Source organism: Pseudomonas machongensis (genome assembly GCF_034961125.1).
GTDB classification, from domain to species: Bacteria; Pseudomonadota; Gammaproteobacteria; order Pseudomonadales; family Pseudomonadaceae; genus Aquipseudomonas; species Aquipseudomonas machongensis.
The window spans coordinates 13,363-28,145 of the sequence record NZ_JAYFUI010000192.1 but is presented as its reverse complement, the minus strand read 5'-3'; the positions used below and the strand labels follow the sequence as shown (position 1 = coordinate 28,145).

At 65.5% G+C, this 14,783-nt stretch carries 18 protein-coding genes; 15 read left to right on the top strand and 3 right to left on the bottom strand.

The window, feature by feature from the left end:
• Positions 1-19 precede the first annotated feature (19 nt).
• The 14 genes from cobO (at position 20) to VA602_RS24625 (ending at position 11,381) form a co-directional block, all read left to right on the top strand.
• Positions 20-631 (top strand): cob(I)yrinic acid a,c-diamide adenosyltransferase, encoded by a 612-nt coding sequence (gene cobO / locus VA602_RS24690; RefSeq protein WP_054890949.1) that lies wholly within the window; start codon positions 20-22, stop codon positions 629-631.
• Entirely contained in the window at positions 628-1,926 is a 1,299-nt protein-coding gene (locus tag VA602_RS24685; RefSeq protein WP_323454605.1) for a cobyrinate a,c-diamide synthase, read from the top strand. Before cobO ends, VA602_RS24685 begins: the two co-directional genes overlap by 4 nt.
• Positions 1,923-2,573, top strand: a complete 651-nt coding sequence (bluB, locus tag VA602_RS24680) for a 5,6-dimethylbenzimidazole synthase (RefSeq protein WP_054890947.1) — start codon at positions 1,923-1,925, stop codon at positions 2,571-2,573. The genes VA602_RS24685 and bluB overlap by 4 nt, the downstream gene beginning before the upstream one ends.
• Positions 2,570-3,478 carry an adenosylcobinamide-phosphate synthase CbiB gene (gene cbiB, locus VA602_RS24675; protein WP_323454604.1) on the top strand — a complete coding sequence of 303 codons (909 nt, stop codon included), beginning with the start codon at positions 2,570-2,572 and terminating at the stop codon, positions 3,476-3,478. The genes bluB and cbiB overlap by 4 nt, the downstream gene beginning before the upstream one ends.
• A complete protein-coding gene (cobD, locus tag VA602_RS24670; RefSeq protein ID WP_323454603.1) occupies positions 3,471-4,463 on the top strand; it encodes a threonine-phosphate decarboxylase CobD in 993 nt (330 codons plus the stop codon). Before cbiB ends, cobD begins: the two co-directional genes overlap by 8 nt.
• Entirely contained in the window at positions 4,460-5,914 is a 1,455-nt protein-coding gene (locus tag VA602_RS24665; RefSeq protein ID WP_323454602.1) for a cobyric acid synthase, read from the top strand. Before cobD ends, VA602_RS24665 begins: the two co-directional genes overlap by 4 nt.
• Before the next feature lies 1 nt (position 5,915).
• On the top strand, positions 5,916-6,437 hold the full coding sequence (cobU, locus tag VA602_RS24660; protein ID WP_323454601.1) for a bifunctional adenosylcobinamide kinase/adenosylcobinamide-phosphate guanylyltransferase: 522 nt from the start codon (positions 5,916-5,918) through the stop codon (positions 6,435-6,437).
• Positions 6,434-7,489, top strand: a complete 1,056-nt coding sequence (gene cobT, locus VA602_RS24655; RefSeq protein WP_323454600.1) for a nicotinate-nucleotide--dimethylbenzimidazole phosphoribosyltransferase — start codon at positions 6,434-6,436, stop codon at positions 7,487-7,489. The genes cobU and cobT overlap by 4 nt, the downstream gene beginning before the upstream one ends.
• The gene (locus VA602_RS24650; RefSeq protein ID WP_323454599.1) at positions 7,486-8,055 is read left to right on the top strand and encodes a histidine phosphatase family protein; all 570 of its coding nucleotides are present in this window, start codon (positions 7,486-7,488) and stop codon (positions 8,053-8,055) included. Before cobT ends, VA602_RS24650 begins: the two co-directional genes overlap by 4 nt.
• Positions 8,055-8,789, top strand: a complete 735-nt coding sequence (locus VA602_RS24645) for an adenosylcobinamide-GDP ribazoletransferase (protein WP_323454598.1) — start codon at positions 8,055-8,057, stop codon at positions 8,787-8,789. The genes VA602_RS24650 and VA602_RS24645 overlap by 1 nt, the downstream gene beginning before the upstream one ends.
• Before the next feature lie 209 nt (positions 8,790-8,998).
• Positions 8,999-9,403, top strand: coding sequence for a MarR family winged helix-turn-helix transcriptional regulator (locus VA602_RS24640; protein WP_151926335.1), 405 nt, complete (start codon positions 8,999-9,001; stop codon positions 9,401-9,403).
• 63 nt (positions 9,404-9,466) lie between these two features.
• Positions 9,467-10,669 carry an MFS transporter gene (locus tag VA602_RS24635; RefSeq protein ID WP_323454597.1) on the top strand — a complete coding sequence of 401 codons (1,203 nt, stop codon included), beginning with the start codon at positions 9,467-9,469 and terminating at the stop codon, positions 10,667-10,669.
• On the top strand, positions 10,666-10,788 hold the full coding sequence (locus VA602_RS24630) for a hypothetical protein (RefSeq protein WP_256093865.1): 123 nt from the start codon (positions 10,666-10,668) through the stop codon (positions 10,786-10,788). Before VA602_RS24635 ends, VA602_RS24630 begins: the two co-directional genes overlap by 4 nt.
• 41 nt (positions 10,789-10,829) lie before the next feature.
• Positions 10,830-11,381 carry a glutathione peroxidase gene (locus VA602_RS24625; RefSeq protein ID WP_323454596.1) on the top strand — a complete coding sequence of 184 codons (552 nt, stop codon included), beginning with the start codon at positions 10,830-10,832 and terminating at the stop codon, positions 11,379-11,381.
• Positions 11,382-11,405: 24 nt separating this feature from the next.
• Here the strand turns inward: VA602_RS24625 and VA602_RS24620 are convergent, their stop codons facing one another.
• Positions 11,406-11,663 (bottom strand): DUF2798 domain-containing protein, encoded by a 258-nt coding sequence (locus tag VA602_RS24620; protein WP_323454595.1) that lies wholly within the window; start codon positions 11,661-11,663, stop codon positions 11,406-11,408.
• A gap of 118 nt (positions 11,664-11,781) precedes the next feature.
• Between VA602_RS24620 and VA602_RS24615 the strand changes: the two genes are divergently transcribed.
• Positions 11,782-12,711, top strand: a complete 930-nt coding sequence (locus tag VA602_RS24615; RefSeq protein WP_054890936.1) for a LysR family transcriptional regulator — start codon at positions 11,782-11,784, stop codon at positions 12,709-12,711.
• A gap of 42 nt (positions 12,712-12,753) precedes the next feature.
• Here VA602_RS24615 and VA602_RS24610 read toward each other — a convergent pair whose 3' ends face one another.
• Both VA602_RS24610 and VA602_RS24605 read right to left on the bottom strand, forming a co-directional pair.
• Positions 12,754-14,016, bottom strand: a complete 1,263-nt coding sequence (locus VA602_RS24610) for an OmpP1/FadL family transporter (protein ID WP_063545839.1) — start codon at positions 14,014-14,016, stop codon at positions 12,754-12,756.
• Between the two features lie 145 nt (positions 14,017-14,161).
• Positions 14,162-14,644, bottom strand: coding sequence for a hypothetical protein (locus tag VA602_RS24605; RefSeq protein WP_153772806.1), 483 nt, complete (start codon positions 14,642-14,644; stop codon positions 14,162-14,164).
• Positions 14,645-14,783: the final 139 nt, after the last annotated feature.

The window sequence follows — 14,783 nt, the reverse complement described above, 5'->3', positions numbered from 1 at the left end:
AGCCTGCGGAGAACCCCTGATGAGCGAATCCATCGAGCGCGACGAACGCCACCTGGCACGCATGCAGCGCAAAAAAGCGATCATCGACGAACGTATCGCCAATTCCCCGAATGAGTGCGGCCTGCTGCTGGTGCTCACTGGCAATGGCAAGGGCAAGAGCAGCTCGGCCTTCGGCATGCTTGCCCGTGCGCTGGGGCATGGCATGCAGTGCGGGGTGGTGCAGTTCATCAAGGGCCGTAACAGCACCGGCGAGGAGCTGTTCTTCCGCCGCTTTCCCAACGAAGTGCGCTACCACGTGATGGGCGAGGGCTTCACTTGGGAAACCCAGGACCGCCAGCGCGACATCGCCGCAGCAGAGGCGGCCTGGGCCGTCTCCCGCCAGTTGCTGCAGGACCCGTCGGTGCAGTTTGTAGTGCTCGATGAGCTGAATATCGCCCTGAAGCACGGCTACCTCGACCTGGACCAGGTGCTCTCGGACATCCAGGCCCGTCCTCCGATGCAACACGTGATCGTCACTGGCCGCGGGGCCAAGCCGGAAATGATCGAGCTGGCCGACACCGTGACCGAGATGGGCATGCTCAAGCACGCCTTCCAGGCCGGTATCCGCGCACAGAAGGGCGTTGAACTGTGAGTCGAGCCACCCGTCATTGCCCGGCGGTGCTGATTGCCGCACCAGCCTCCGGCCAGGGCAAGACCACCGTCACCGCCGCCTTGGCGCGCCTGCACCGCAACCTCGGGCGCAAGGTGCGGGTATTCAAGTGCGGGCCGGATTTTCTCGACCCGATGATCCTGGAGCGCGCCAGCGGCGCGCCGGTGTACCAGTTGGACATGTGGATGATCGGCGAACAGGAGAGCCGCCGTCTGTTGTGGGACGCTGCCGCCGACGCCGACCTGATCCTCATCGAAGGTGTCATGGGGCTGTTCGACGGTACGCCGTCGAGCGCTGACCTGGCGCGGCATTTCGGCGTGCCGGTGCTGGCGGTGATCGATGGCACGGCCATGGCCCAGACCTTCGGGGCCCTGGCCCTCGGCCTGGCGCGCTACCAGCCTGACCTGCCATTCGCTGGCGTGCTGGCCAACCGGGTCGGCAGCCTGCGCCATGCGCAACTGCTCGAAGGTAGCCTGACCGAAGGTTTGCGCTGGTATGGCGGGTTGTCTCGCGAGCGCGGCATCGAGTTGCCCAGCCGTCACCTCGGCCTGGTCCAGGCCAGTGAGCTGAACGATCTGGACGCGCGCCTGGACGCTGCCGCCGAGGCCTTGGGCGCCAGCTGCGATGCTGCCTTGCCGCCGCCGGTGGCCTTTGTCGAACCACACGCCGCCCCCTTGACCGCAAGCCTTGCCGGTGTGCGCATCGGTGTGGCCCGCGACGAGGCGTTCGCCTTCCTCTATGGCGCCAACCTCGACCTGCTGCGCGATCAGGGCGCGGAGCTCGTGTTCTTCTCGCCCTTGCACGACCGGCACCTGCCTACGGTCGACAGCCTGTATTTGCCCGGCGGCTACCCCGAATTGCATCACCACGCCCTGGCGGCCAACGCGCCGATGCGCGAGGCGATCCGCGGCCACCATGACGAAGGCAAACCCTTGTTGGCCGAATGCGGCGGCATGCTCTACCTGCTCGAGGCCTTGACCGACGTTGCGGGTGAGCGCGCCGAGTTGCTGGGGCTGTTGCCCGGCGAGGCCGTGATGCAGAAGCGCCTCGCCGCGTTGGCGCTGCAGGCTGTCGAGTTGCCTGAGGGCACCCTGCGTGGCCATACCTACCACCACTCGCTGACCACCACCGAGCTTGCACCCGTCGCCCGTGGCCTGAGCCCCAATGGCGGACGTGGCAACGAGGCGGTCTATCGTCGGGGGCGCTTGACGGCGTCCTACGTGCACTTCTATTTCCCTTCCAACCCCGAAGCGGCGGCGGCGCTGTTGCGACCATGAACGAACACGCTTTCAGCGAGGCCGAGCGCGCTGCGGTCTACCGAGCGATCGGTGAGCGTCGCGACATGCGCCACTTTATCGGCGGCGATGTGGCGCCTGAGCTGCTCGCCAGGCTGCTGGCCGCCGCGCACCAGGCGCCCAGTGTCGGGCTGATGCAGCCCTGGCGCTTCATTCGTATCAGCCAGCGCGACCTGCGCCTGCGCATCCAGGCGCTGGTGGAGGAGGAGCGGATTCGCACCGCAGAGGCCCTCGGCGAGCGCTCCGACGCATTCATGCAGCTCAAGGTCGAAGGCATCGGTGAGTGCGCCGAGGTGCTGGTTGCCGCCTTGATGGACAAGCGCGAGCCGCACATCTTTGGCCGCCGGACCCTGCCGGAAATGGATTTGGCGTCGATGGCCTGCGCGATCCAGAACCTCTGGCTGGCCGCACGCGCCGAAGGCCTGGGGATGGGCTGGGTGTCGCTGTTCGACCCGCAGGCGCTGGGCGAGTTGCTGGGCATGCCGGCCGGGGCCAAGCCTGTGGCGGTGTTGTGCCTGGGGCCGGTGGCGAAATTCTACGAGGCGCCCATGCTGGTGCTGGAAGACTGGGCGCGTGAACGGCCGCTGAGCGAGATGCTCTACGAGAACCAATGGGGAGAGCAGGCATGAGCATCGCCTTGCTGACTGTTGCTGGTGTGGCGCTGGATGCGCTGCTGGGCGAGCCGCAGCGGCGCCATCCGCTGGTGGCATTCGGCAATTTCGCCGGGCGTCTGGAGCAACGCTTGAATGCCGGTGGCCGCGGCTGGCGCAGCCATGGGGTCAGCGCCTGGTTCCTGGCCGTGGTGCCCCTGACCCTGGTGGCGCTGATCCTGTCGTGGCTGCCCTACATCGGTTGGCTGGTGGACGCCCTGGCGCTGTATTGCGCGCTGGGCATGCGCAGCCTGGGCGAGCATGTATTGCCCGTGGCCCAGGCCCTGCGCCAAGGGGATCTGGGTGAAGCACGGCGGCGGGTGGGCTATCTGGTCAGCCGCGAGACCCGCGAGCTCGACGAGCCTGCCGTGGCCCGCGCCGCGACCGAGTCGGTGCTGGAGAATGGTAGCGATGCGGTATTCGCCGCGCTGTTCTGGTTCGTCGTGGCCGGTGCGCCGGGCGTGGTGCTGTACCGCCTGAGCAATACCCTGGATGCCATGTGGGGTTATCGCAACGAACGTTTCGAGCGCTTCGGCTGGGCCGCAGCGCGTATCGACGATGTACTCAACTACCTGCCGGCCAGGCTGGTGGCCTTGACCTACGCATTGCTGGGCAAGACTCGCCTGGCGCTCAGCTGCTGGCGCAACCAGGCGCCGCTGTGGGACAGCCCCAACGCAGGCCCGGTGATGGCCGCAGGGGCCGGTGCCCTCGGCGTGGAGCTGGGAGGCCCGGCGGTGTACCACGGTGAGCTGCACGAACGGGCGCGCCTGGGCGAGGGGCCGGTGGCCGACGCCGATGCCATCGAGCGCGGCTGGAGCCTGGTGCAGCGCGGCGTATGGCTGTGGCTGCTGGTGATCTGCACGGGGGCCTGGCTCTATGCTTGAACATGGTGGCCGCCTGCTGCGCGCTGCGCACCAGTACGGTATCGCACGCGAAGACTGGCTCGACCTGTCCAGCGGTATCGCCCCCTGGTCCTTCTCCATCCCATCGATTCCGCTGGAGGCCTGGGCGCGCCTGCCTGAGGTCGAGGACGGCCTGGAGCAGGCCGCGCGCGCCTACTACGGTGTCAATGAACTGCTCGTGGTGGCGGGCTCTCAGGCAGCGATCCAGGCCTTGCCGCACTTGCGCACGCGCGGGCGGGTCGGCGTGTTGTCGCCGTGCTATGCCGAACATCCGCATGCCTGGCAGCGCGCCGGGCATGAGCTTGTCGAGCTCGATGACGACCAGGTCGAAGCGGCCCTGGACCGCCTCGATGTGCTGCTGCTGGTCAACCCGAACAACCCCACGGGGCGCTGCGTGCCGCGCGAGCGTCTGCTCGACTGGCACGCACGCCTGGCTCGACGCGGCGGCTGGCTGGTGGTGGACGAGGCGTTCATGGACAACACCCCGGCACACAGCATCACCGATCAGAGCTGGCGTGGCGGATTGATCGTGCTGCGTTCGTTCGGCAAGTTCTTTGGTTTGGCCGGTGTGCGCCTGGGCTTCGCCATGGCCGAGGCGCCACTGCTGCAGCGCCTGGCCGAGATGCTGGGGCCGTGGACGGTCAGCGGCCCGACCCGGATCATCGGCCAGTCGTGCCTTGCCGATGGCCAGGCGCAGCGGGCGCAGATCGTGCGCTGCGCCGAAGCCAGTGCACGCCTTGCAGCACTGCTGGCCGAGTCTGGCTTGCCCGCCACTGGCGGCTGCGACCTGTTCCAGTACTTGCGCGATCCGCGCGCCGCCCAGCTTCACGACTTTCTCGCCCGCCGCGGCATTCTCGTGCGCCTGTTCGAGGCGCCTGCCGCCGTGCGCCTTGGCTTGCCTGCCAGTGCGGCGGATGAACAGCGCCTGCGCCAGGCGCTGCAGGACTACCAGAAGGAATCGGCATGACCACCCTCATGGTGCAAGGCACCACCTCCGATGCCGGCAAGAGCACGCTGGTCACAGCCCTGTGCCGCTGGCTGTTGCGCCAGGGTGTCGGCGTGGTGCCGTTCAAGCCGCAGAACATGGCGCTCAACAGCGCGGTGACCGCCGACGGTGGCGAGATTGGCCGCGCCCAGGCGGTGCAGGCCCAGGCCTGCCGGCTGGCGCCGCATACCGACATGAACCCGGTACTGCTCAAGCCCAACAGCGACACCGGCGCCCAGGTCATCGTCCATGGCCGCGCGGTGACCAGCATGAACGCCGTCGCCTATCACGACTACAAGGCCATCGCCATGCAGGCGGTCCTGGCCTCGCACCAGCGCCTGAGCGCTGCCTACCCGGTGGTGATGGTCGAAGGCGCAGGCTCGCCTGCCGAGATCAACCTGCGGGCCGGCGATATCGCCAACATGGGGTTTGCCGAGGCGGTGGACTGCCCGGTGATCCTGGTTGCCGATATCAACCGTGGCGGCGTGTTCGCCCACCTGGTCGGCACCCTCGAACTGCTGTCGCCCAGTGAGCAGGCGCGGGTGAAGGGGTTTGTCATCAACCGTTTTCGCGGAGACATCGCCTTGCTGCAACCGGGCCTGGACTGGCTCGAGCAGCGTACCGGCAAACCGGTGCTGGGTGTGCTGCCCTACATCACCGACCTGCACCTGGAGGCCGAGGACGGCATCGACCGGCGCCAGTCGCTCAAGGGCGATCGTGTGCTCAAGGTGATCGTTCCGGTATTGCCGCGCATCAGCAACCACACCGACTTCGACCCGCTGCGCCTGCACCCGCAGGTGGACTTGCAGTTCATTGGCCCCGGCCAGCCGATTCCGCCTGCCGACCTGATCATCCTGCCCGGCTCCAAGAGCGTGCGCGGTGACCTGGCGCAGTTGCGCGAGCGCGGTTGGGACAGCGCCATTGCCCGTCACCTGCGTTACGGCGGCAAGCTCATCGGCATCTGCGGCGGGCTGCAGATACTGGGGCGCCAGGTGCACGACCCGCTGGGGCTGGAAGGGCCGGCGGGTTCGAGCGCTGGGCTGGGCCTGTTCGACTACGCCACCGTGCTGGAAGCCGAAAAGCAGCTGCGCAATGTCGAAGGCGTGCTGAGCCTCGAGCAGGCACCGGTGTCGGGCTACGAAATTCATGCAGGCGTCACCCAGGGACCTGCGCTGGAGCAGCCTGCGGTGATGCTCGCAGATGGACGTGCCGATGGCGCGATCAGCGCTGACGGGCAGATCCTCGCCACCTACCTGCACGGTTTGTTCGAGGGTAGCCAGTCGTGCGCCGCGCTGCTGCGCTGGGCCGGGCTGGATGACGTCGAGGTGGTCGATTACGAGGCGCTGCGCGAACGCGATATCGAACGCCTGGCCGACCTCATCGAGCAGCACCTGGACACCGCGCGGTTGCGCGCCTTGTGTGGAGTAGCCTGAGATGCGCAACCTGATCCTCGGTGGTGCCCGCTCGGGCAAGAGCCGCCTGGCCGAGCAACTGGCCGTGGCCAGTGGTTTGCCGGTCACCTATATCGCCACCAGCGAGCCGCTGGACGGCGAGATGAATGAACGCGTGCGCCTGCACCGCGAGCGCCGGCCTTCTGACTGGGGGCTGATCGAAGAGCCTCTGGCCCTGGCCCGCGTGCTGCGCGCCGAAGCAGACGCAGGGCGTTGCCTGCTGGTGGATTGCCTGACCCTGTGGCTGACCAATCTGCTGATGCTCGATGACCCGCAGCGCCTGGTCGAGGAGCGTGACGCGCTGCTCGACTGCCTGGCCAGCCTGCCCGGCACGCTGATCCTGGTCAGCAACGAAACCGGCCTGGGCGTGGTGCCCATGGGCGAGCTGACCCGCCGTTACGTCGACCTGGCCGGCTGGCTGCACCAGGCCGTGGCCGAACGCTGTGAGCGCGTGGTGCTCACGGTTGCCGGCCTTCCTCTCATGCTCAAAGGACCTGCTCTATGAACACCTCCTGGTGGCTCGATGCCTGCCAACCCCTCGACAACGATGCCATGGAGCAGGCGCACACCCGTCAGCAGCAACTGACCAAGCCCGCCGGATCGCTGGGCCAACTGGAAGCGCTGGCGATTACCCTGGCCGGCCTGCAAGGTCGCGAGCGTCCGACCCTCGAGCGCGTGGCGATCGGCTTGTTTGCCGGTGACCATGGCGTGGTGGAGGAGGGTATCTCCGCCTATCCCCAGGCTGTGACTGGCCAGATGTTGCGCAATTTCGTCGGCGGTGGGGCGGCGATCAGTGTGTTGGCGCGTCAATTGGAGGCGACGCTGGACGTGGTCGACCTGGGGACCATCGACCCGGAATTGCAACTGCCGGGCGTGCATCACCTGCGCCTGGGCGCCGGCACTGCCAACTTCGCCCGCCAGCCGGCGATGACCGACGCGCAACTGCGCGCCGCGCTCGGGGCCGGGCGCGACAGTGCCTTGCGCGCCGCAGGCCAGGGCGCACAGCTGTTTATCGGTGGCGAGATGGGGATTGGCAACACCACGGCAGCGGCAGCCCTGGCCAGCGCATTGCTGGGGTGCCCGGCCGATGCCCTGAGCGGCCCGGGTACTGGGCTCGACAGTGCCGGCGTGCGGCACAAGGCCGAGGTGATCGAGCGAGCCCTGGCACTGCATGGCCTGCAGAACGCTGACCCGCTGCGGGCATTGGCCTGCGTCGGTGGTTTCGAGATCGCCGCGCTGGCGGGTGCATACCTGGCCTGCGCGCAGAGTGGGGTCGCGGTGCTGGTCGACGGCTTCATCTGCAGCGTGGCGGCCTTGGTTGCCGTACGCCTCAATCCGCAGTGCCGTCAGTGGCTGCTGTTCGCCCACCAGGGCGCCGAGCCTGGACATCGTGCCTTGCTCGACGCGCTGCAGGCCGAACCGTTGCTGGCCCTCGGGTTGCGCCTGGGCGAGGGCAGCGGTGCCGCGCTGGCGGTGCCGCTGATGCGCCTGGCCTGCGCCCTGCACGGGCAGATGGCGACCTTCGCCGAAGCGGCGGTGGCGGATCGTCCGGCATGATCCTCGATCTGCTGCGTCATGGTGAGACCGAACTGGGCGGCGGCTTGCGCGGCAGCCTGGACGACGCCCTGACCGCGCAGGGCTGGGCGCAGATGCGCGCGGCTGTCGCGGTGGGTGGGCCTTGGGATGTGCTGGTCAGTTCGCCGTTGCAGCGTTGCGCACGTTTCGCCGACGAACTGGGCGCAAGTCTCCAACTGCCGGTGCAACTGGAAGCGGGTGTGCGCGAGCTGCACTTTGGCGAGTGGGAAGGACGCAGCGCGGCGCAGATCATGCAGACCGAAGCGGACGCGTTGGGGCGTTTCTGGGCCGCCCCCTACGCCTTCACGCCGCCTGCAGGCGAGCCGGTGGCCGACTTCGCCGAGCGTGTGCTGACAACGGTCGAAACCCTGGCCCGGCAACACTCCGGCAAGCGCGTGCTGCTGGTGACCCACGGCGGTGTCATGCGCCTGTTGCTGGCCCGCGCCCGTGGATTGCCGCGCGAGCAGTTGCTGCAGGTCGAGGTGCGGCACGCTGCGTTGGTGCGTCTGGCACTGCACGCCGACGGCCAGTTGCGCGAGGTGGTTTGATGCTGCCGTTCTGGATTGCCCTGCAGTTTCTCAGCAGCCTGCCGGTAAGCCTGCCGGGCATGCCGGAGCCACGGCAGATGGGCCGTTCGCTGCTGTTCTACCCGGCAGTCGGGTTGCTGTTCGGCCTGCTGTTGTGGGCTGCCAGCGCGCTGCTGCAGGGCGTTGCGGCACCGTTGCAGGCTGCATTGCTGCTGGCCTTGTGGGTGCTGCTCAGCGGCGCCCTGCACCTGGATGGTCTGGCTGATAGCGCGGACGCCTGGTTGGGTGGCTTCGGCGATCGCGAGCGCACTTTGCAGATCATGAAAGACCCGCGCAGTGGCCCGATTGCCGTGGTCACCCTGGTGCTGGTGCTGCTGCTGAAGTTCTGTGCCCTGTGGGTGCTGGTCGAGCGTGGCGCGGGTGCCTGGCTGGTTCTGGCACCAGTGGTCGGGCGGGCTGCGATGCTCGGTTTGTTCCTCTGTACGCCTTATGTGCGTGCCGGGGGGCTGGGCTCGGCACTGGCCGAACACCTGCCCAGGCGTGCGGCGGGCTGGGTACTGCTGGGTACTGCCGGGGTTTGCCTGGTGCTGGGCGGTTGGGTGGCGTTGTGGGTAATGTTGCTGGCACTGGCGGTATTCGCTGGGCTGCGGCGGCAGATGTGCCGACGATTGGGTGGTACCACAGGTGATACCGCAGGCGCTTTGCTGGAGCTGCTCGAGTTGACGGTGGTGGTGGGGCTGGCGCTTTCGTATTGATACACGTGCCTTTCAAGGTGTTTGCGTAGAGGCTGGCATGTGCTTGCCGAAAGGTTTTCAGCGCCTGTGAGATCGAGCGCCGCCCGCGCGGCGCTCGATCTCATAGACGCTGAAAGACTTTCGACGAGCACCTGCCAGCCCTCACGCAAGCCCTGAGCAGGCGCAGAAACTTCTTGCAACATCCAAGGTGCGGGTATATACACGCATTTATGTTGACCAGTGAATGCATCTGCACCCATCTACGTCGTGCCGCCCGTGGGGTGAGCCGACATTACGACGAAGCCTTGGCGGATTTCGGGATCAATGTCGCGCAGTTTTCCTTGTTGCGTCATCTGCAGCGGCTCGACCAGCCGAGTATTACCAGCCTGGCTGAGGCCATGGGCCTGGATCGCAGTACCCTGGGCCGCAACCTGCGTGTGCTGGAAGCTGACGGGCTGGTGACGCTCGGCGAGGGCAGCGACCAGCGCAATCGCCTGGTGTGCCTGACCGAAGCAGGCAAGGCGTGCCTGGCTGCCGCACATCCTGCCTGGGAGCAGGCTCAGCTACAGTTGGTCGAGCATCTGGGCGAGAGTCAGCGCGATGAACTGGTTCGCTTGCTGGAGCGTTTGGCCTGAAATGTGCCCTATAAAGCGGGTATATACCCGCACAAACCTTGCGATGGCTAGGAGACAACAACAATGACTTCTGTTTGGCGAACCAGTGGCTGGGTGCTGCTCGGGGCGGCGCTGATCCTGGCGCTGTCGCTGGGTGTGCGACATGGCTTTGGCCTGTTCCTGGCCCCCATGAGCGCGGATTTTGGCTGGGGGCGCGAAGTCTTCGCCTTCGCCATTGCCCTGCAGAACCTGATCTGGGGATTGGCCCAGCCGTTCGCCGGCGCGCTGGCCGATCGCCTGGGCGCGGCGCGGGTGGTGATCATTGGCGGCATTCTCTACGCTGCCGGCCTGGTACTGATGGGCATGGCCGATTCGATCTGGTCGTTGTCGCTGAGTGCTGGCTTGCTGATCGGCATCGGGCTTTCCGGTACCTCGTTCTCGGTAATCCTCGGTGTGGTTGGCCGTGCGGTGCCGCCGGAGAAACGCAGCATGGCCATGGGTATTGCCAGCGCGGCGGGATCGTTCGGCCAGTTCGCCATGCTGCCGGGTACGCTTGGGCTGATCCAGTGGCTGGGCTGGTCGGCAGCGTTGCTGGTGTTGGGTTTGATGGTGGCGCTGATCGTGCCTTTCGTCGGGCTGCTGCGTGATCGGCCGCTACCCAGTCAAGGCGGCGAGCAGACGCTGGGCCAGGCACTGCGCGAGGCGTGCTCGCACTCCGGTTTCTGGTTGCTGGCCCTGGGCTTTTTCGTCTGTGGCTTCCAGGTGGTGTTCATCGGTGTGCACCTGCCGGCCTATCTGGTCGACGAGCACTTGCCGGCGACCATCGGTACCACGGTGCTGGCACTGGTCGGGTTGTTCAACATTGTCGGCACCTACACCGCCGGCTGGCTGGGCGGGCGCATGTCCAAGCCGCGTCTGCTGACCAGCCTGTATCTGCTGCGGGCGGTGGTGATCGTGCTGTTCCTGTGGGCACCGGTGACCGAATTCAGCGCCTACCTGTTCGGCATCGCCATGGGCCTGTTGTGGTTGTCGACGGTGCCGCTGACCAACGGCACGGTGGCGACCCTGTTCGGGGTGCGTAACCTGTCGATGCTGGGGGGCATCGTGTTCCTGTTCCACCAGCTTGGCGCCTTCCTCGGTGGCTGGCTGGGCGGGGTGGTCTATGACCACACGGGCAGCTATGACCTGGTCTGGCAGATCTCCATTCTGCTCAGCCTGCTGGCGGCGGCCCTCAATTGGCCGGTGCGCGAACGCCCGGTTGCGCGCCTGCAGGCCAAGGCGGCATGAACCGCTCCTTGCTGCGCGGGCTGCTGGTGGCGGGTGCGCTGCTGGTGCTGGCGCTCGCCTGGTGGGGATGGCATCAGGGCGGATTGGCATTGATGCAGCTGGGCATGGGCGTTTGTTAAGCGCTACCCTGCAAGGAATTGTCTTGTAGGAGATTGGGAACATGCTTACGCGTTGGCTCGCAGTACCCTTGCTCGCTTTGGCGGCCACTTCCTCCAGTTGGGCCGCCGGTTGTCCGGCGCTGCTGCAAGGCAGCCTGCCGGAGCTACGCGGCAAGGGCCAGGTAGATCTGTGCCAGCGCTACGCTGGCAAGCCGCTGGTGGTGATCAATACCGCCAGCTACTGCGGCTTCGCGCCGCAGTTCGAGGGGCTGGAGGCTGCCTACAAGGAGTATCACGAGCAGGGGCTGGAAATGCTCGGCGTGCCCTCCAACGACTTCAAGCAGGAAGATGCCGACAGCGAGAAGACCGCCAAGGTCTGCTACGCCAACTACGGGGTCACCTTCACCATGACCAAGACTCAGCCGGTGCGTGGCAAGGATGCGATCCCGCTGTTCGTCGAGCTGACAAAGCAGAGCAGTGCACCCAAGTGGAATTTCTACAAGTACGTGGTGGACCGGCGAGGCAAGGTGATCGGCAATTTTTCCAGCCTGACCAAGCCGGATGATCCGGCGTTCCGGGCGGCTATCGAGAAGGCCATAGCTTCGCAGCCCTGATGCGGTGCTGTCTCGTGCGGGCGATCAGTGCGGATGCACGGTGATGGCCATCAGGCGCATCACCACGGGCCGCACCATGAGCACGCAGACGAACGCCACCGGCATCGCCAGTTGGTAGGCCTGGAGCACTTTGCGCAAGTAGTCCTGGTCGATGCCGGTCGTGGCAGCGGTGATCACGAAGCACATCAGCATCGCCATGATCGCCGACATGTAGAACGCGAAGACATAGGGTGTGGCACTGGCGCGGAGCTTGCGACGGCGTGGCTGGGGCAAAGGGGTCATGAGGGCGCCTCTCGGTTGGACATGAGAAGCCCAGGTTAACAATGGTCAGTTGTGCGCTGTAGACCAGCCGGGTTGAGTTCTTTATAAAGAGATTCTTACGAATCCCAAGAGCCCTGCCATGGATCTGCTCAATGCCATCCGCAGTTTCATCAAGGTCGTCGAGGCCGGCAGCATTGCCGGTGCGGCGCGCACACTGGGCCTGAGTGCGGCAGCGGTCAGCCAGAACCTGGCGCGCCTGGAGGCGCACCTGCAGGTCCGCCTGCTGTCGCGCAGCACGCGCAGCATGGCGCTCACGCCTGCTGGCAGCCAGTATTACAGCCGGGTCAAGCATGTAGAACGTGACCTGATCCTGGCCGAACAGGAGGTCACCACTCCCGATACCGAGCCACAGGGGCGCTTGTGCATTGCCGCCTCATCGGCATTCGGGCGCCGCATCCTGGCGCCCCTGATTCCTGCCTTCAGTGCACGTTATCCGCTGCTTTCGATAGAAATGGTTGCGAGTGATCGCCGGGTCAGTCATGCCCGCGAAGATGTCGATGTCAGTCTGCGTATTACGCCGCAGCTGGAAGATCATCTGCTGGCGCGACATATCGCCCGGATTCCGTTCATCTGTTGCGCCTCGCCGGGATATCTGGCCAGGGCTGGCCGCCCTACCACGCCCGAGGCGCTGCGTGATCATCGCTGCCTGGTATTGCGTTATCCGGTCGATGGTCGCCTGCTGCGCTGGGGCTTCGTGCGTGATGGCATGCGCTTCGAGGCGGAGTTCGACAATGTATTGATCAGCGACGACATCGAGGCCTTGGCGGAAATGGCGCTCAACGATGGTGGGGTGACGCGCCTGGCCGAGTTCCTTGTGCGTCCGCACCTGGACAGCGGTCAGTTGGTGCCGTTGTTCGACTCTGCCCAACCTGGCGAGGCCTATGCGCAGACCGAACCGATGGATGTGTTCCTGTGCGTGGCCGATCGCTTTGCCATGACCACCAAAGTGCGGGTATTCATGGAGTACCTGCAGGCGAGCCTTGGCGAGCATTGGCGCGTGCAGGCATGAAAAACCGCCACGAAGGCGGTTTTTCATGCAGCCTGAACCCACTCAGAAGCGGTAGGTGAGCGACGCTCCGATGCCGTGAGCGCTGTTCTCGTACTTGGCCTGGTAGGTGCCTTTGGTGGCGCTGGCCAGGTTCACCTTGGTGTCCTCTTCCCACAGGTAGGAGTAGGCCACGTCGATGGTCACATCGTCGGTCGGGCTATAGCCGGCACCCAGGCTGAAGATCTTGCGATCGCCAGTAGGGATGCGCGGAGAGCGGTCGTGGTTATTGGTCGGCGACTGGTCGACGGTGAAGCCGGTGCGCAGGGTCCACTCTTTGTTCACCTTGTACGAGGCACCGATGGCGTGAGCCCAGGTGTCGTGCCAGTTCTGCTCTTCGCTGATGGTGCCGAACTGGCCGGCCAGCGGGGCAGGGACGTCGTTGGTGACGGTGATGTCCTTCAGGCGGCTCCAACGGGTCCAGGTGCTGCCTGCGTACAGGGTCCACTGGTCGTCGAGTTCGTGGGTGACCGAGAAGTCCACCGACTCGGGCGTCTTGATCTTCAGGTCGGCGTCGAATTTGCTGCCGCTGAACGGGCCGATCAACGCGTTGTTGATCTTGGTCTTGCCTTCGAGCTTGTAGTCGACCATCGAATGGTAGGTCAGGCCGAGGCGGGTGCGGTCGGTGGCCTGGACCAGGATACCGATGTTGTAGCCAACGGCGGTGTCATCACCCTTGATCTTCACTTCGCCATCGTTGCGGCCAGGGGAGCGCGGGTTGATGGTGCTCGAACCCAGCTCGCCCTTGATGCGGTTGATGGTCGGGCCGAAACCGATCGACACCTTGTCGTTGAAGGCGTAGCTGACGGTCGGCTGGAAGGTGACCACTTCGACGTGGCTCTTCTTGCCCCAGTAGCGTGCCGCGTGGTTGCTGCCGTAGTCGGTGACCAGGCCGAAGGGCACGTAGACGCCGAAGCCCAGGCTCCAGTGATCGTCGATTGGCTTGACGTAGTAGCCCATGGGCACGCCTACGAACGGCACCATGTCACCGTCCATTTTCCCGCCCAGGTTGCTGCCGCGGCCGGAAATGTCGGTCTTGGCGATGACGGCTGCGCCGCCTACGGTGATCTGTTCGCGCTTGAGGCGCGACATGCCGGCAGGGTTTCCGTAAATGGTGCTGGCATCGTCGGCAGAGGAAGAACGACCCGCAAAACCTGTCCCCATGCCACTGACGCTCTGTTCGTTGAGGGCGAAGCCGCTGGCGAACAGTTGGCTGGAAGCGAGCGCGATAGCGACGCCGAGAGAGGTTTTGAGCATGACTGTTTTCATTATTAGAACTCCTTGGGATCTCCGGGGCGAAAAGCTACCAACAAATCACGCACTACGCCATAGCCTGTATCGGCGGAGATAGAGCGGTTTTGTAGGACAATCCGACCAAAATTCCCTTTTTTCCGGTTTGCTTGTAGGACGGTTCTTAAGATGCCTGGGACATTATCGGATTTACCCAGCAATGCCAGGCCTGTGTGAAGTCGCGCAGGCGTCCCTGGGGGTGGAATGTCTGTCGCCAGATTCGTGCGAGCCCTAGAAGATCGTCGGGGGCGGGTAGGGGAGTGGCTTGCTCTTCGATGAGCATCCATGCGATGGCGGTGGCATAGCGCAGGTTGACCGTCAGCTCCAGGTGCGGGCCACCAAGGAAGGCATGCTGACTGGCAAGCCCGCGGACCAGGCTTGCCAGCTCGGGATCGCGGGCCAGGTAATCGTCCCAGAGGGTTTGATGGCGCGTCTCGCCGATCCTGTACAAGCCGTGACCGCGACGGTCATGCAGGGCTGCTCCAAGGCTGGACTGGCTAGCTGCGACGCCCAGCAGCAAGGCTTCGGCGCTCGCGCTATGGCGATCCAGGTAGATCAGCGTGGGGCGGATCACATATTGACTCAACTCGTTCGCAGCGATACCCATGATGCCCTCGAACTGTCAGGGGCCGACGGGCGCTGGAGCTTGGCAGCTAATGGATGATCAGGCCCGCCGGAAGCGGCTCGCACCGCTCGAGTTGAAGTGTAGTGTGATAATCATGGTGTAAAGGGCTGTTTTTAAATCG